General features: G+C 64.0%; 17 protein-coding genes. 7 read left to right on the forward strand and 10 right to left on the reverse strand.

The window, feature by feature from the left end; all coding sequences use genetic code 11:
* Positions 1-69 precede the first annotated feature (69 nt).
* On the forward strand, positions 70-1,272 hold the full coding sequence (locus CH278_RS26485) for a helix-turn-helix domain-containing protein (RefSeq protein ID WP_143536321.1): 1,203 nt from the start codon (positions 70-72) through the stop codon (positions 1,270-1,272).
* 113 nt (positions 1,273-1,385) lie between these two features.
* Here the strand turns inward: CH278_RS26485 and CH278_RS26490 are convergent, their stop codons facing one another.
* Positions 1,386-2,285 carry a 3-hydroxyacyl-CoA dehydrogenase gene (locus CH278_RS26490; RefSeq protein WP_080966328.1) on the reverse strand — a complete coding sequence of 300 codons (900 nt, stop codon included), beginning with the start codon at positions 2,283-2,285 and terminating at the stop codon, positions 1,386-1,388.
* 159 nt (positions 2,286-2,444) lie between these two features.
* On the opposite strand from CH278_RS26490, the gene CH278_RS26495 reads away from it, so the two are divergent.
* A complete protein-coding gene (locus tag CH278_RS26495) occupies positions 2,445-2,810 on the forward strand; it encodes a DUF1330 domain-containing protein (RefSeq protein ID WP_094623318.1) in 366 nt (121 codons plus the stop codon).
* A 41-nt stretch (positions 2,811-2,851) separates the two neighbouring features.
* On the opposite strand, the gene CH278_RS26500 is transcribed toward CH278_RS26495, so the two are convergent.
* From CH278_RS26500 to CH278_RS26515, 4 genes are all read right to left on the reverse strand, one after another.
* Positions 2,852-3,676: a dienelactone hydrolase family protein gene (locus CH278_RS26500; protein ID WP_032364700.1), complete on the reverse strand. Its 825-nt coding sequence runs from the start codon at positions 3,674-3,676 to the stop codon at positions 2,852-2,854.
* Between the two features lie 30 nt (positions 3,677-3,706).
* Positions 3,707-4,042 carry a DUF2834 domain-containing protein gene (locus CH278_RS26505; protein ID WP_143536322.1) on the reverse strand — a complete coding sequence of 112 codons (336 nt, stop codon included), beginning with the start codon at positions 4,040-4,042 and terminating at the stop codon, positions 3,707-3,709.
* Positions 4,043-4,112: 70 nt separating this feature from the next.
* A complete protein-coding gene (locus CH278_RS26510; RefSeq protein ID WP_094623320.1) occupies positions 4,113-5,405 on the reverse strand; it encodes an MFS transporter in 1,293 nt (430 codons plus the stop codon).
* Positions 5,402-7,039 (reverse strand): class I adenylate-forming enzyme family protein, encoded by a 1,638-nt coding sequence (locus tag CH278_RS26515; RefSeq protein ID WP_057473993.1) that lies wholly within the window; start codon positions 7,037-7,039, stop codon positions 5,402-5,404. The genes CH278_RS26510 and CH278_RS26515 overlap by 4 nt, the downstream gene beginning before the upstream one ends.
* A gap of 153 nt (positions 7,040-7,192) precedes the next feature.
* Here CH278_RS26515 and CH278_RS26520 point away from each other — a divergent pair, with 153 nt between their 5' ends.
* From CH278_RS26520 to CH278_RS26530, 3 genes are all read left to right on the forward strand, one after another.
* Positions 7,193-7,822: a TetR/AcrR family transcriptional regulator gene (locus CH278_RS26520; protein WP_094623366.1), complete on the forward strand. Its 630-nt coding sequence runs from the start codon at positions 7,193-7,195 to the stop codon at positions 7,820-7,822.
* A gap of 82 nt (positions 7,823-7,904) precedes the next feature.
* Positions 7,905-9,113, forward strand: coding sequence for an acyl-CoA dehydrogenase family protein (locus CH278_RS26525; protein ID WP_094623321.1), 1,209 nt, complete (start codon positions 7,905-7,907; stop codon positions 9,111-9,113).
* Positions 9,110-10,129, forward strand: coding sequence for a phosphotransferase family protein (locus tag CH278_RS26530; RefSeq protein WP_094623322.1), 1,020 nt, complete (start codon positions 9,110-9,112; stop codon positions 10,127-10,129). Before CH278_RS26525 ends, CH278_RS26530 begins: the two co-directional genes overlap by 4 nt.
* Before the next feature lie 15 nt (positions 10,130-10,144).
* On the opposite strand, the gene CH278_RS26535 is transcribed toward CH278_RS26530, so the two are convergent.
* The gene (locus CH278_RS26535) at positions 10,145-11,047 is read right to left on the reverse strand and encodes an arabinofuranosidase (protein ID WP_094623367.1); all 903 of its coding nucleotides are present in this window, start codon (positions 11,045-11,047) and stop codon (positions 10,145-10,147) included.
* Between the two features lie 112 nt (positions 11,048-11,159).
* Positions 11,160-12,767 (reverse strand): diguanylate cyclase domain-containing protein, encoded by a 1,608-nt coding sequence (locus CH278_RS26540; RefSeq protein WP_032401217.1) that lies wholly within the window; start codon positions 12,765-12,767, stop codon positions 11,160-11,162.
* Between the two features lie 191 nt (positions 12,768-12,958).
* On the opposite strand from CH278_RS26540, the gene CH278_RS26545 reads away from it, so the two are divergent.
* Positions 12,959-14,116 (forward strand): beta-ketoacyl synthase N-terminal-like domain-containing protein, encoded by a 1,158-nt coding sequence (locus CH278_RS26545; RefSeq protein ID WP_032368854.1) that lies wholly within the window; start codon positions 12,959-12,961, stop codon positions 14,114-14,116.
* A 56-nt stretch (positions 14,117-14,172) separates the two neighbouring features.
* Here CH278_RS26545 and CH278_RS26550 read toward each other — a convergent pair whose 3' ends face one another.
* From CH278_RS26550 to CH278_RS28120, 3 genes are all read right to left on the reverse strand, one after another.
* On the reverse strand, positions 14,173-14,376 hold the full coding sequence (locus tag CH278_RS26550; protein WP_027496168.1) for a zinc-ribbon domain-containing protein: 204 nt from the start codon (positions 14,374-14,376) through the stop codon (positions 14,173-14,175).
* 108 nt (positions 14,377-14,484) lie between these two features.
* Positions 14,485-15,702, reverse strand: coding sequence for a formaldehyde dehydrogenase, glutathione-independent (gene fdhA / locus CH278_RS26555; protein ID WP_027496167.1), 1,218 nt, complete (start codon positions 15,700-15,702; stop codon positions 14,485-14,487).
* Positions 15,681-15,812 carry a hypothetical protein gene (locus CH278_RS28120; protein ID WP_256993741.1) on the reverse strand — a complete coding sequence of 44 codons (132 nt, stop codon included), beginning with the start codon at positions 15,810-15,812 and terminating at the stop codon, positions 15,681-15,683. Before CH278_RS28120 ends, fdhA begins: the two co-directional genes overlap by 22 nt.
* Positions 15,813-15,909: 97 nt before the next feature.
* On the opposite strand from CH278_RS28120, the gene CH278_RS26560 reads away from it, so the two are divergent.
* A complete protein-coding gene (locus CH278_RS26560; RefSeq protein ID WP_179274528.1) occupies positions 15,910-16,920 on the forward strand; it encodes an aldose epimerase family protein in 1,011 nt (336 codons plus the stop codon).
* Positions 16,921-16,933 lie beyond the last annotated feature (13 nt).

Below are 16,933 nucleotides of genomic sequence, written 5' to 3' on the forward strand. Positions count from 1 at the left end.
AACTCAAGGAAATCGAGTCGAATGAGTATAGGATTTATCAGGTGCTGATAAAGAGTGCGAGGTAGATCGATGTACCCGGCGCGGGTCGCCGTGGTCGCGAAGATCGAATCGGATCTGGGCCCCGTCGTCGCATCCGCAGTACACGCGATTCGCGACGCGATCCCGGTCTACCGATCACTGCAGGGTGCACAATTGGCCGATGTCGAGGCCATCGCGTATTGGTCACTGAGGCGGCTGATGGCCCTGTGGGCGCACGGCGATCGAACGATCGACGACCGCGACCACAAGAGATTCCGAGCCATAGGTTCCGCACGCGCGGCAGACGGGCGGCCGCTGGCCGATGTGCTGCGCGCGTATCGAGTCGCGTCGAGCGTGTTCGTTCGGCACGTGACAACGGAGTATCTGGAAGTACTCGACCCGCCGGACATCGCCGAACTCGGCCTGGGCGTGCTCGACGCGATCGACGCCATATCCGAGGAGATCATCGGTGCGTATGTCATTGCGCGCGAACAGCTCACATCCAACCGTGCGCAGGCGCACGCCGCGTTGCTCGACGACTTGCTGGCTGCCAGACACAACTCACCCGGGGCGGTGTCGGACCGTACTCGCGAACTCGACCTGAAGCTGCCGACGCACCCGAACCTGCTCGTGGTGCAGTCCACCGATCCGGGCCGACCCATGTCCGACGACACCGTCGAGTCTCTGGTGCTTGCGATGGGCCTCGCCCCTCCGGACCGCACCACAACGGCGGATCAACGGACACACTTGTGCACTCGGCGCGAACAACGCGCGATCGCGCTGCTGCCGCCGTCGATCCATCGCGCCGAGGTCGACCTCGCGTGTCGGGATCTGCGGCTGCGCGGATGCCTCGTGGAGAGATCGACCGTTACCGATATCAGCAGTTCGTGGCGACTCGCCTCGGAAGCGCTCGAGACCGCACCGGATCACGCGTTCGACGGCCGGGCACTGCTCGATCAGGGCGACGGTCAGCTGTTGGCACTGTTGACAGCGCGCCCGACCGCCGACACGAGCGAGGTGGTGCGTAGCGTGCTCGGCTCGCTGACCGAGGCAGCGAACGAGCATATCCTGCTGGGTCTTTCGGCCTTCATCTCCACCGGCACAGCAACGGCTGCAGCCGCCCGACTGCAGGTGCACCCGCAGACTTTGCGCTATCGACTGCGCCGGGCTCAGGAACTGACCGGACGGGATCCGCGTTCGGCGTGGCATCGGTTGGCGCTGGACACCGCGATACAACTACGCCAACTCGGTTGACCCGGCTCGGCTGAATTCGGCGTCGCCGGTGGTCGTGCGCACATGCGCCCATGACCGATTACTCGAGCCCGGGTCGTCGATCCCAGGATCACCGACAGGCGGGATCGAGTGATTCAGTTGATGTTCCACGACTCGACAGCATCGAGTCGCTTGCCGTCGGAGTCGTACGTGTAAAAGCCTTCACCGTCCCCGAGACCGGTCTTTCCCGCGTCGATACCCTTTTGCAGTATGTCGGCAAATTTGACCTGATCCTCGCCACCGTGTGCGCGCGCGATATGTGCTGCGACGTTGAAGCCGACAGTGTCGTATATCTGGAACGGACCGGCGGGTGCCCCGGTGGCTATGCGCCACACGTTGTCGATGTCCGCCGGATTGGCAACCCCGCCGACGTAGAGGTTGGCTCCCGCCTGCAGCAGCGGGATCAGAAGACTGTTCAGCACGTATCCAGGAATTTCCTTTCGGACCGGAACGGGAACGAGACCGATCTCCGAAGCAAAGCTCAGGACGACATCGAAGTAGACAGGATCTGTTGCAGCAGTTGCCATTACTTCACCGGTGTTGTATCGCCACACGAGGTTGGCGAAGTGCAATGCGAGAAACTTTTCCGGCCGCCCGGTGGCCTCGGCGAAACTGCTGGGCAGTAGCGACGACGAGTTGGTCACGAAGATAGTTTTCGGCGGGGCGGAAGCGCCGATATCCGACCAGACCTTCTTCTTCAGGTCGAGATCCTCCGGAACTGCTTCGATCACCAGGTCGGCGTCCGAAACAGCCTCCGCGACGCTGGTGGTGGTCGTGATGGATTCGATGGCCTTGTCGAAGCGCGCCTCGTCGAAAGTCTTCAGGTCACGCTTGTAGTACCCGCGCATCCATTCCCAGCGGTCCGGCAGCTTGGCCAGAAGTTCGTCGGAAATGTCGTATCCCACAACGGTTTTTCCGTGGTAGGCAGCCTGCATCATGATCTGTGAACCGAGCACTCCGGTTCCGAATACGGTCACGTTCTCAACATCGGACATTGACGACACACTTCCCTTTATCGAGTTACTGGTTTCCCGCTCCCCCAGTTCTACCGCTGAGCGCGGAGCCACCGTCTCGTGGGGGCCGACAGCGGATCGACTCGACCGACAACGGCGCTGTGCACTCCACAGGATCGACGGCTCACGCATACTCGAACTATGGCTGTCGATCCCCGCGGAAGAGACCTCAAGCGCTACCTCGAAGAAGATCCCGGCGGTCCGGTGGTGATGCTCAACCTGCTTCGGTTCGCCGAGGGTGGTCGCGACTCCTACGCAGAATATGCGAAAGCACTGGACGAGACTTTCCTCCCGCGCTACGGCGCGACGGTGCTGTACGCGGGCGACGGTTCGACCGCACTTGCCGCGGAGGACGGGCAGGCCTGGGATACAGTACTCCTGGTCCAGTACCCGTCACGTAAGGCGTTCAGCGAGATGGTGGCCGATCCCGAATATCAGACGGTGACGGCGTTACGGACCGCCGCGCTGAAGGAGGCGGTTCTGCAGGCCACGATTCCGTGGTCGTGAATTCGACCTTCGGCTTCGCATCGTGTTCGCGCCGCAGGGCTTCACGGCGTTGCGAGCAACTTACTGCGGAACAGATCGAGTACCTGGTCCAGTGCCTGCCGCGTCGGCTGACCCGGCTCGTCGATGAGTCCTTCCGTCACGACGGAGTGCGGCGGTCCGAAGGCTTCCGGATTGAACGAGGAGTCGGGCAATTCCACGGAGACGAATGCGTCGCCGAGTTGTTCCCTCAGAAACTCGAACCGTGCAGGGGGACACATCGTGTCGCCCTGGAACCGCATACCGAGAACAGTGAGATCTCCCGCAGCACAACGGCTTTTCACCTTCGAAAGGTCGCCGGCACTGATGTCGATGGAACGACTGCGTGACTTCGATGCCGCGAACGGAAGTGACGGTTGCGACAGCACCGGTGCGATCAATCGATCGTCGGCGGCCATGGCCAGGGCGAACCCGCCCGTGAAGCACATTCCGATGGCACCGACGCCCGGTCCGCCGCACCGCTCGTGTTCCTCGGCCGCCAGAGCACGCAGCCACACCACGACTCGCGACGACTTGCCGGTGGCCAGGATGGTGAATTCTCGACTGATACACGCCGGCACGATGGCGCGAGAGATCGTTGCCACCGTCCCGAGCACGCCCAGGGGCGCGGTCGAAGGATCCTTACCGTCGACGCCGAACAGGTGCGGCACGATCGCGGTGCATCCGATCCCGGCGACGGTGCGCGCGAAATCCGCCACTCTCGGCGTGATGCCCGGCATTTCGGACATCACGATGACCGCCGGCCCGGTGCCGATTCGATAGACAGGCGCCGTGCGCCCGTCTGCGGTGAACTCGGTTCGCTCGAAGTCGGCAAGGGCGTCATCTGTCATCGAAGCGGTCCTCTTTCTCGATCGGCGACATCACTGCGAATACTCACGCAGCAACAGGTACAGCGGAAGCGCGAAGCAAATTCCCACCGAGCCGGTACCGACGGGAACCAGCCACCAATGTTTGACGCCGCGATCTTTCGCATCCCCTCTGGACCAGATCCCGAAAGCGATACTGGTGATACCGAGATCGGCGGTCAAGGCTCGCGTCGGCGTGGACGCCACCCATTCGGAGAAGAACTTCGCTGCGCTGCCCGCGCTCACCCCGTGCTCGCGAAAGTAGCCGACGACGTAGGCATTGGGGACGACGAAGCCGATGACGGTCAGCAGCAGCAGGAGGCGTCGACGAGTGGCGTCTGCGGTTCTCATGACCTCAACGTAGAGCACCGCGCAACACCACCGGCGTGTCGTTCGACTCGACCGAGTCGGCCGGTCCGAGTCAGACGTCCTCGAGCCGGATGCCCTTGGTCTCCTTCATGTAGAAGCAGGCGACTCCGGTCAGGGCAGCGAGGAACATGATGTACACGCCGAAGACCCAGCCCAGATCCAACCCGAGGAACAGCTGGTTGAGATACGGTGCCGTTCCGCCGAACACCGCCACCGAGAACGAGTAGGCGAATCCGATTGCCTGCGTGCGGAGTCGGGTGGGAAAGCTCTCCGACAACGTCGACGACAGAATCGAGGCCGGGACGGCGATGACGAGCAGGGCCACCGTCGACGGCAGCAGCAATGACCACCACTGCGTCGAGATCAGCATCGTCAGCGGGATCTGCAGCACGAACATCAGCACGGCGAATGCCGCCAGCATCGGCCGCCGACCGATCGAATCCGAAAGGCGACCGAAGAACGGTAGCGACACCAGCGCTATCAACTGCGCGACGACGAGCATCCAGTAGGCGGTGTCCGGGTTCATCCCTCGCTGCGTGATGGCGAACGTCGAGACGTAGGAGGTCCAGGTGTAGTGCGCCGCCGTGATTCCCGACGTCATTCCGATCATCAACACGATCGCTTTGACGACGGTCTTACGCGCGATCGGTTCTTGTTCGACCTTGTTCTGCTCCGAGTCGAACACCTCGCTCTCGTCCATGTTCTTGCGCAGGTAGAGAGCGAACAGAGCGAGGAGCGCGCCGAGGAGGAAGGGGATGCGCCAACCCCATTGCCCGACAGCAGAATCCGACAGGGTGGAGGTGATGACGCCACCCACTGTGTATGCGAGAGCCGATCCACCGAAGATGGCGACGAACGCGACGCTGCCCCACATGCCACGTCGGTTCGGTGGTGCGATCTCGCCGACGTAGGAATACGCCGTCGCCGACTCGCCGCCGTGCGCGAAACCCTGCATGACGCGTGCGAGCAACAGCAGTACCGAGGCCCAGGCCCCGATCGCACCGTAGGTGGGCATGATGCCGATCAGCAAGCTGCCGGTTGCCATCATCAGCATCGTGGTGACGAGGACGAATTTACGGCCCTTCTTGTCCGCGATGCGTCCGAACACGATGCCGCCGAGAGGCCGCATCAGGAATCCGACGGCGAACACCGCCAGCGTGGACAGCAATGCCGAGACCGGATCGGCCTGACTGAACATGGCCGCCGCGATGAACGGCGCGAACACTGCGTAGGCACTCCACTCGTACCATTCGAGTACGTTGCCTATCGTGCTGGCGAACAGTGATTTCTTCCGTGAGGAAATATTCGGTGCCGAGCGGGTGTCGTGCGATGATCCGACAGTCATGGAGTGCCACTTTCGATCGAATTATTGTTCACAGGAACAGGTTTGAGTGCTGCACGTCGAATCTTCCCGGTCTGGGTCTTGGGAAGTTCGTCGATGATGTGGATGGATTTCGGACGCTTGTACGCGGCCAGTCGTTCACGCGCGAAGGCCATCAGTTCATCCGGCGTCGTGGTGGCGTCGCGCCGGAGTGACACGTACGCCACCACCGATTCCCCTTGATAGTCATCCGGCCTGCCCACCACAGCGGCCTCGAACACCGCTGAATGTTCGTAGAGTGCATCTTCGACCTCTCGGGGCCACACTTTGTATCCCGACACGTTGATCTGGTCCTTGAGCCGGTCGACGAGATACACCCAGCCGTGTTCGTCGATGATCGCCACGTCGCCTGTGCGCAGACGTCCCTCTGGCATCGTCGACTCGGACGCGTCCGGATTGCGCCAGTAGCCCGACACCACCTGCGGACCCGAGATCTCCAGTTCCCCTGCGATTCCCGCGGCCGTCGGCTCCCCCGATGGGTCGAGCGTTCGTAACGTCACGCGAGGAAGAGGCAACCCGACGGACAGTGAACCGCTGGCCGCGTCCACCGGCGCGCGCACGCCGGGTGGCACGGCAATGACTCCCGCGGTGGTTTCGGTCATCCCGTATGCGTTGTGGATGTAGCAACCGAATTGGGACTCGAACGCGGCGACGGTGGCGGGCGGAATAGGTGCGCCTCCGGAATACAACGCCTTCACCGACTCGAAGTGGGCCCTCGTCGCACCCTCGGTTGCGGAGATCGCGTTGAACACCGTGATCGAACCGATGGTGTAGGTGACACGATGCTCGACGACAGCGTCGAGAGTGACTGCCGCGTCGAAACGATGCGCGAACACGAGCATGCAGTCGCGGATCAGGGCCACCGCCGCGTCGAGCATCGCGCCGGTGATGTGAAACAGCGGTGCGACGGCAAACACGACGTCGCCGTCGTCGAGACCGGCCCGTTCCCCGAAATCGAGGGCAGTCGCGAAAGCGTTCGCGTGCGAGATCTGCGCGCCTTTCGGCGGACCCGTGGTTCCTGACGTGTAGGCCAGTAGCGCGAGATCGTCCGGCTCGGGATCGATTTCGGGGAAAGATCGACCACGGTAGCGGTCGATCAGACCCATCAGATCGTCGTCGGGCCGGGGTGTCACGCGTGACGTCGACGCAAAGACTCGTGGGTCGTCGCGTGTCTGCAGGTCCAGTCCGCTGGTGCTCACGAGCAGTCGAATCGAACTGCCGCGCAACGTCGCCCCCACAGAATCGAGATCGTGTTCGTCGCAGACGAGCGCGACAGGTTCTGCATCGTCGATCAAGGTGCGAAGTTCACGGTTGCGGTACATCGGGTTGAGGATCAACGCGACCGCCCCGATCTTCCACAACGCGAGGAACGTCAAGGCGTACTGCGGAATGTTCTGCAGATAGATGCCGACGCGATCGCCCTGTGACACTCCTCGATCGAACAGTGCGGCGGCAAGTGCATCGGACGCCTCGTCCACCTCGCGCACCGTGAGCACGGCGTCGAAGTACGCCAGCGCCGGCCGGTCCGGGGTGTCGGCGACTCGGCTACGCCAGGCGGCGAGAACAGTTGCAGGCCCGGTCGCGCTGTCGAGGGTCATGAACGGCCCTTCCGCTCGAGCAGATTTTCGGCCCACGTGGACCGACCGAACACTCGTTCGGTCTGCATCCTCGATAGTGTTGCGGATCACAACTTCGGTGTCAACCCGGTGCGAACGCCCGGCCCAGTTCGCTGTGCCCTCTACGGTGATCGCATGACCTCGATCGGCGACTGGCGAACATACGAGGGCGCGGCACTGTCCCCAGCGCTGGCGTCGGCCTTGCGCATCTTCGTCGAGCAGGGCTACCACGGCACGTCGGTGCGGCAGATCGCCGCGGGTGCCGGCTTGTCGGTTCCCGGTCTGTATCACCACTTTCCGTCGAAGCAGGCCCTCCTGGTCGGCATCATGAATGCGTCGATGGACGAACTGTTGCACCGGACTCGATCGGCCATGGACGGGGCGGGTTCGTCGCCGAAGGACCGATTCGACGCGGTCGTGGAGTCCTTGCTGCTGTTCCATATCCATCGCCGCGATGCCGCGTTCGTGTGCTCCACCGAGATTCGCAGTCTCGAGCCGGCCAACCGCGCCGCCTACATCGCCAAGCGCGACGAAGAGCAACGACTGCTCGACGCCATCGTCACCGACGGAGTCGAGTCCGGGGTCTTCGACACCCCGCACCCCGCGGATGCCGGCCGGGCCGTCACCACGATGTGCATCGGAGTGGCCACCTGGTACCGACCCGATGGCCCGATGACGCCGGCCGAACTGGTCGAGGTGTACCTCGATATCGCACGCCGAACGGTCGGTGCTGCTACCGGCCGAGGCACTGCACACAGGACGTGAGTTCCTTGACCGAAACCTGCGCGTATGCCAGTCTTCAAGAGACCGAGCGAGTGTTCGGTCGGTATCGACCAGGGAGTGCAGAATGGCCATCGACCTCACCTTCGACGCAGACGTCGAGAAGCTGATCGACCGAACACGTACGTTCACTCGCGAATACGTGCTCCCGATCGAGGATCGGTTTCTGGGCAATATCGCCGACGCAGGTGGCGACGGCCTCCGGGTCGAGATGCAGTCCGCAGCCAAGGAAGCGGGCGTGTTCGCACCGCACGCACCCGTCGAATACGGCGGGCACGGTCTGTCGATGAGCGACCGCGCACCGGTGTTCGAGGAAGCGGGCTACTCCCTGTTCGGCCCCATCGCACTCAATCTCGGTGCACCCGACGAGGGCAACGTCCACATGCTGGCGCACATCGCATCGCCGGCACAGAAGGATCAATTCCTCGCCCCTCTCGCCCGCGGCGATCAACGATCTGCATTCGCGATGACCGAGCCGGCACCGGGTGCCGGCTCCGATCCCTCGGCCCTCACCACTGCGGCCGAACGGACCGACGGTGGATGGAAGATCAACGGACACAAGTGGTTCATCACCGGAGCCGACGGCGCAGGGTTCTTCATCATCATGGCCCGTACATCCGGAAAGCCGGGTGACCGAGGCGGAGCCACGATGTTCCTCGCCCCGGCCGACACACCGGGCATCACGGTCGGCCGTCACATCGGAACCCTGGACAAAGCCATGATCGGCGGGCACTGCGAAGTGTTCTTCGAGAACGTCTTCGTGCCCGACGAGAACGTTCTCGGGGCCGTCGACGAGGGCTTCGCCTACGCCCAGGTGCGATTGGGACCCGCCCGCATGACCCACGTGATGCGGTGGCTCGGAGCCTCGAGACGGGCGCACGACATCGCCGTCGCCCAGGTGTCCCAGCGCGAAGGGTTCGGCGGCAAGCTCGGCGATCTCGGCATGATCCAGAAGATGGTCGCCGACAACGAGATCGACATCGCCGCATCGCGTGCCCTCTTGATCAAGGCCTGCTTCGAGCTGGATCGCGGCGGCCACGCGAGCAACGAAACCTCCATCGCCAAGACGTTCGCAGCCGAGGCCATCTTTCGCATCGTGGACCGCAGCATCCAGATGTGCGGCGGGCTCGGGGTATCGGACGACCTGCCACTGGCACGGCTTTCGCGCGAAGTACGTCCGTTCCGGGTCTACGACGGCCCGTCGGAAGTGCATCGCTGGGCTATCGCCAAACGAGCGGTCGGGGCAGCGAAGCGCGCCGCACAGGAGCAGTCATGAGCGACCTACCGGGCATGAACCGCGTTGCTCTGGAACGATTCCTGCGTGCCGAGGGCATCGATGTCGACGGTGAGCTGACGGTCGAGATGATCAGCGGCGGTCGCTCCAACCTGACGTACAAGGTGTACGACGACACCTCGACGTGGGTGGTTCGTCGGCCCCCGACCAGTGGCCTGACCCCGTCGGCGCACGACATGGCCAGGGAGTGGGCAGTGACCGACGCGCTCGCGTCCACCGCGGTGCCGGTGGCCGAGACCGTGGCCTTCGACCGAGAAGGTGACGTACTCGGTGCTCCGATGACGGTGGTCCGTTTCGTTCCCGGGCGCGTCGTGCGCACACGCGAGGATCTGCGCGATCTGACGGACGAGCAGGTCGCAGACAACGCCGCCGAATTGGTGCGGGTGCTCGCCGAGCTGCATGCCGTCGATCCTGCGGCCGTGGGTCTCGAAAAGTTCGGTCGCCCCGATGGTTTCGTTGCTCGCCAAGTCGCCACGTGGGCGCGTCAGTGGCAGACGGTGAAGACACGGGAGCTACCCGACGTCGACCGACTTCACCGGGCCCTCGAAGCTGCGGTGCCCACCGGATCGGCGGCGTCCATCGTGCACGGCGATTTCCGGGTCGACAACACTATTCTCGATGCCGAGGACGTGAGTTCTGTTGCAGCCGTGGTGGACTGGGAGATGTCCACACTCGGCGATCCGTTGACCGATGTGGCGCTGATGTGCGTGTACCGGCAACCCGTGTTCGATGCCGTTCTCGGTGCCGACGCAGCCTGGACGAGCGACCGCTACCCATCGGCGGCGGATCTGGTGCAGCAGTACGCCGTTCGATCGGGCCGTGAGGTGGACAACTGGGGCTTCTACGTGGCGTTGGCCAACTTCAAGCTCGGTGTGATCGGTGAGGGCATCACCCACCGCGCACTGTCGGGCTCCGATACCGGTGCCGGAGCACGCAACGCCGCCGAAGCAACTGGAGAATTCATCGCGGCCGGCCTCCGAGCATTGTCGGCGGGCTGACCGCAGAAGCTGTTGCTACGCAGCTTCTCTCATGATGCCGATGTGGCGAACGATTCCGGACAGCGCCGGAAGCTCCTGAGGTGCGGACCAGCCGTTCAGGTCGGCGCTGTCGGAGTAGAAGTACTTCTGGTTCGTGTAGTCGTCGTAGTACAACCGCCAGGTACCGTCGGGCAACTCGACGACGGCGGGCCCTTCCTTCAACGGGCCGAAATCGCGGAAGGTGAGGTCCCGAACGTAGGGACCACCCAGAGCGGGCGCGATCCAGTGTTCGATGACCTTGTTGCTCTCACCTTTGGTGAAGGCGTGGTAGGTCGACCCGGCCTTCACCACCGTGGTGTCGATGTGGTCGTTGATGATTCCCACCAACGGAACCGGCGAGCTCCACGTCGTCAGGCCGGGATCGGTCGCCGTCATGAGATACGGCACGAACCCTCCGCCGGCAGACAACGACACGATGATGCTGACGCGGTCGCCCTCGACGAACCACTCCGGTGCCCACGCCTTGGTGGTGAACGGGGACAGAGACGGGAGTTCCGAGGACCCCGCCGAGCCGGTACCCGCCCCGGTCCCGGGTAGAAGCAGGCAGCAGAACGGGATCGGAAGGTTCTGCAAGAATTCCCAATCCACCCGATTTGCGCTGCGCGCAAAGCCGATTTCCGCGCCGCCGCCCGTCGTATATGTCACGTAGTACATACCGTCGGCGGCTCGAAAGATGCTGGAGTCACGAACCACACCGGAGGGCGGCGTGTACGCGGCGGTCGCAACCGTGGTGAAGTCCGTTCCGTTGCTGGACTTGTACACGTCCATGTTGCGATCGCTGTCGTTACTGAAGGCCACCATGGTGTACGTGACCGCAGGCGCAGCGCTACCCGACCCCGCTGCGCCGAACAACAGCCCGACGGCGGCGACGAGCGTCATGGGAATGGCGAGGGTGTGCTTGCGCAGGGTCCTGATCACCGCTGAAGTATGTACGACGCACGAGCCCCACGAGTAACAACAGTGCACAGTCGTGCCTGTTCGTTACCGAACCCTACGACTGTGCCGAGTACTGAGACACCGGCTTGGCCTGATACATCTCGTGGTCGGCATCGTCGAGAATGTCCAAGGCAGTGCGAGAATCACCACTGCCGACGGTCACGCAGCCGATACTGGCGGTCACCGTCAGTTCTCGGTCTGCCGTCGTGATCGGGGTTGCGAGTTCCGCCCGGACGTCGTCCGCCTCCGACCCCACACAGCACGGCACCACAGCCACGAATTCGTCACCGCCGATGCGTCCGACGAATGCGTCGTCGGGCAGAGCCCGCGTCAACCGCGCGGCCACGATACCGAGTACGGCATCACCGACCGTATGTCCGTGCAGGTCGTTGATGGTCTTGAAGTTGTCGAGGTCGATGAACAACACCGCCATGGCATCCTCCCGACTCGACCGGGACAGCTCCTGGTCGAGCCGCGCCAGAATCAGCGGGCGATTGGGAAGCCCGGTGAGGTCGTCGTGGGTTGCCGCGTGTTCGAGCTTCATGCTCGTCCGATAGGCATCGGTGACGTCGACGAACGTTGCCACGATCGAGGGTGACGGGCCGCCGAAGTTGAGCATGGTCGCAGTCAGAGAAAGCCAGAAATGTCGTCCGTCCCGACGACGTTCGACTCCGATCACCGACTGGCTCGGCTTCCCGGTTCTGCCGGTGACGGCCACGGGGTGCTCGAGTCGCCGAATGGGTTGCTGATCGGTGCCGTACACCCGGAACGGCAGCACAGCGGACTGTCCCGTCGTCGCCGATCCCACCTGGATGTCGAGGATCGTCTTCGCCGCGAGGTTCGCCGACGTGATGCGACCGGCGTGGTCGAGTACGACGACACCTGCCTCCAGCGATTCCACCACGGCGGTGTAATGCTCCTCGGCCCGGCGGACGGCACTCTGGTCGGCGCAGACCAACACCCACCCGTCGGGCATCTGGGCCGCGGAGACCACCATCGCCAACGCCGTCCCGTCCGCGCGCAGATGCGAGTCCCACAGCCGGCCGCCGGCCGCGAGAATGGCCACCGGGTCGCAGGGCACCCCCACTGCATTCGATACGGAGAGGCCGAGCACATCTGCTGCGCGCCGTCCGTAGACCGACTCCGCGGCAGGGTTCCAACTGGACACGACCCCGTCGGAGGACACCCCCACGATGGCGTCGCTGACGTGCTCGACCAACGCGGCTTGATAGTGCAGCGCCTTCTGTGCGGCCTTGTGTTCGGTGAGGTCGCGAAGGATGACCTGAAATGCAGGTTCTCCGTTCCACACCGTGCGGACCGAGACCGCCTCCATGGTCAGAGTCGATCCATCGAGGGCGAGTACCTCCGCCTCGGAGGCCGAACTGGCGGTTCCGTGCACGTCCAGGGCGGCGATGCGCTCGAGCATCGGCCCGATCGACACGGCCGCGATGAAGTCGGTGATCGGACGGCCCACCACCGCACCGAGACTGTCGGCGCGCAGATACCGGAGCCCCGCAGGGTTGACGTAGACAAGGTTGCCTCGCCTGTGGACGACGATCGCGTCGGGCGAGTGTTCGATCAGAACCCGATAACGATCTGCAAGACCGGGCGACCCGGGATCGGCTTCGGGGTCGCCGACGACGTCGCGCTCCCCTGGGGCCATCTGCGGTCCTCGCGTTCGTAGGCGGTCTGTCGACACTCGATTCAACCACTTCTGTGGGCCGAGCCGGAATCTTCTGCACGGTTCGACACTTATGTCCGTTTTCCGACTGGACCCAGTGCTTGTTTGCGGGGCTAAATCGAGGAACCAGCCGAAAACGGCTCGTACAACTCGAGAAGGAACGGGAATCGATCATGACATCTCACGGCATCGACATCAGTGGGATCGGCGCAGTGTCCGGCTACGGCTGGGGTACGGCCGCATTGTGGACCGGTCTGGCCAGCGGTAAGGCTGCCGCCACCTTGCACCACAACCGGTCACACCCGGGCCGCAACCCGGTGTGGCTTGCGAAAGTGCCCGACGGCGGGCAGACCGACGACGGCACCAGCCGCTTCGGCCGCGCACTGCGCGGCGCCGCACGCGAGGCCATCGACGACGCACTCGCTCGGGGCTGGCGGCCCGGTCGGCGGGTCGGTCTGGTGCATGCGGTCGTCCTGGGTGAAGTGGACGAGTGGCGCAACTTCTATCTGGAGGACGGCGGTGTGCGGCGGGTGCGCGACTACCTGACGCTGATGCCGTCGACCCCGGTATCACTGCTGATGCAGGAGCACGGCTTTCACGGCCCGGCTATGAACGTCTCGGCCATGTGCGCGTCGGGCAACGCCGGCCTTCTCACCGCCAAGATGTGGCTCGATACCGGCTTCGTCGACGACGTCGTCTTCGTCGCCACCGACCTGTCTCTGACGCCGGAGAACATCGACCATTTCGTCGCGCTCGGCGTCGGGGTGGTCGACGTGGAACCTCAGGAGGGCTGCCGACCGTTCCAGGAAGGTAGTCGTGGGTTCGGAATGGGCGAAGCAGCAACAGCTTTCGTACTCACCAACCGTAGCGATGCTGCGTACGCGCGGGTACTGGGCGGTTCGATGACTCACGACGCGTTCCACGCGACGTCCATCGACCCGGCCCTGACGCAGGTACGAGACTGCTTCGAAGCCGCCTTGACGGACGCCGGTGCCACGGCGCGCCAGGTGCGCTACCTCAATGCGCACGGGCCAGGCACCGCTCAGTGCGATGCCGCGGAAACGGAGATGCTGGAGACGGTGCTCGGCTCACACGCGCAGGTGTATTCGGTGAAGCCGCTCACCGGGCATTGCCAAGGCGCGGCGTCGGCCGTCGAAACCATCTCTGCCGTCATGGGATTCGATCGCGGACTGGTTCCTGCGGCCCCACAGGTCTCCGACGGACACCCGCAGTTGCTCGACGGATTCACCGCAGCCGAGCCAGGTCTGACGATGAAATCCTCGCTGGGAATGGGAGGACACAATTCGGTGGTGGTGCTGGCTCCTGCGTGAGCGACGGTCTGCCGGATGGTTCGCGCGCCCGCACCGTCACGGGCGCGCGAGCCCGTTCAGATCGACACCCCGGCCCCGCAGATTCCGCATTCCTCGAATTCGACGCGTTTCCACCGCGCAACCGGGACGAAGAACAGCGTGAATTGCTGGTACTGCTTCATTCTCGCCCACTGGGTCGTGTTGTGGCACCGCGGGCAGTTTCGCGTTGCGCCAGGGCCGACGTGTTTGCGCTTGCTGCCGAAGCCGAAGAGGAGAAACATCGGACCAGCATAGGTGGCTCGAACTGCTGCCGGACTCGGCGCAGCAGTCGTTCGAGCCACCCTCGCGTTCCGAGGCGGTGGCTCGAACGAGTGCTGGGCCGAACGCTGTCAGCTCGCGATCATGCCGTGCGGGTCGATGACGAATTTCTGAGCGACTCCGCTGTCGAATTCACGGTAGCCGCGCGGTGCGTCGTCGAGAGTGATGACCGTTGCGTTCACCGCCTTCGCAATCGAGACTCGTTCTTTGAGAATGGCATTCATCAGTTCCCGGTGGTAGCTCATCACCGGGCACTGCCCGGTGGCGAACGAGAGCGACTTCGCCCAACCGGTGCCGAGGCTGAGCGAGAGAGCGCCGCGTTGTGCGGCCTCGTCCACGCCGCCCGGATCGCCGGTGACGTAGAGCCCGGGGATTCCGATGCCACCGCCCGCGGTGGTGATGTCCATCAGCGAATTGAGCACCGTGGCCGGTGCTTCGTGGGACGAGTCTCCGCCGTGTCCGCGAGCCTCGAATCCCACCGCGTCCACCGCAGCGTCGACCTCCGGGACACCGAGGATCTGTTCGATCTGATCTTGCGGCGCGCCCTTGCCCACGTCGACGGTCTCGCAGCCGAACGTTCGTGCCTGCGCCAGCCTGTCGGCGTTCATGTCGCCGACGATCACCACCGACGCGCCCAGCAATTGTGCTCCGACCGCGGCCGCCAGACCGACCGGGCCCGCACCCGCGATGTACACCGTCGCACCGGGTTTCACTCCCGCGGTGACCGCGCCGTGATATCCGGTCGGGAAGATGTCGGAGAGCATGGTCAAGTCCAGGATCTTCTCCATCGCCTGATCGCGGTCGGGGAACTTCAGCAGATTGAAGTCCGCGTACGGTGCCATGACGTACTCGGCCTGGCCGCCCACCCATCCGCCCATGTCCACGTAACCGAACGCAGAACCGGGTCGATCCGGGTTGACGTTGAGGCAGATGCCGGTCTTGCGCTCCTTGCAGTTTCGGCACCGTCCGCAAGCAATGTTGAACGGTACCGAGCAGATGTCGCCGACCTTCAAGAATTCGACGTCTCGCCCGACCTCCACGATCTCGCCGGTGATCTCGTGGCCCAACACCAGACCCTCGGGTGCCGTCGTGCGTCCACGGACCATGTGCTGGTCGCTGCCGCAGATGTTGGTCGAGACGACCTTCAGGATCACGCCGTGTTCGCATTTGCGGCCGACGTTGGCCGGGTTCACGCCGGGCCCGTCGGTCAATTCCAGGCCTGGAAAAGCAATGTCCTGAACCTCGACTTTGCCTGGTCCGGCGTACGTCACTGCTCTGTTGTCTGCCACGATTTCTCCTGTTCGACGGTGTCCGGCTGCGTTCGACAGACCGAGATCGCCTGCGCGATAGCTATTTTCATCTCATCGAGACGATCAATGCGCAGTGATGTGGCCTGCATCACACCATAGTATGCGCACCTACGAATACATGGTGCGTCGCCCGCCGCACGAAGCAATCCGGGGACCGATCTCACTCTCCGGAGCTATCGTCGACCGGTGCCCACCGACGACGATCACAACGAGACCATCACCATCGGACGTTCGCCCGGGGTGGAGGTCGAGGTACTCCCCTACGGCGCGACCCTGCAACGAATGTCGGTGACCGGAGGAGACGGCGAGCGCCGCGACGTTCTCGTCGGCGTGGCGGGCGAGCGTGAGCTTCGTTCGTCCACTGCCTATTTCGGCTCTACCGTCGGCCGGTACGCGAACCGGATCGAGGACGGCCGGTTCGAGATCGACGGGCAGGCGGTGCAACTGACGATCAACGACGGCACCAACCACCTGCACGGCGGAACCGACGGCTTCGACTCACGACCCTGGACGGTGATCGGGCGATCACCGGATTCGGTCGAGTTCGAGTTGATCAGCCCCGACGGTGATCAGGGCTACCCGGGTGAAGTCCGTGCGCGGGCCCAGTTCTCCGTCACGACCGATCGTGTGCGGTTGGAGTCGACGGCGACGACCACCGCGCCGACGGTGGTGAACTTGACCTCGCACGCGTATTTCGATCTCGATGGCCATGGCATCGACGATCACACCCTGCAGGTGTTCGCCTCGACGTACACCCCGGTCGACACCGAGGGAATCCCGACCGGTGCCATCGAATCCGTCGATGGCACCGCGCTGGATCTGCGCACGCCGGGACGAGTCGGAGACCTGGCCCGAGCAGCTCATCCGCAGTTGCTGACCGCCCGGGGTGTCGACCACAACTTCGTCGTCGACGGTACGGGGCTTCGGCGTGCGGCGATCCTGAGCTCCGAGCGCAGTCGAACGACACTGGAACTGTGGACCGATCAGCCCGGAGTGCAGGTCTACACAGGCAACTTCCTGGACGGCAGCGACGTGTCTCGACGCGGCTCGATGCTGCGCCAAGGCGACGGCATCGCACTCGAACCCCAGCTGTTCCCTGATTCACCGAATCACCCGAACTTTACCTCTGCGGTGCTGCGACCGGGCCAGACGTACCGGTCCGTGATCGAGTGGAGATTTTCTGCACTTCGCGCTTGAGTGAGCGCTCACA

This window comes from Rhodococcus sp. 05-2254-5, assembly GCF_002258575.1.
GTDB lineage: Bacteria > Actinomycetota > Actinomycetes > Mycobacteriales > Mycobacteriaceae > Rhodococcoides > Rhodococcoides fascians.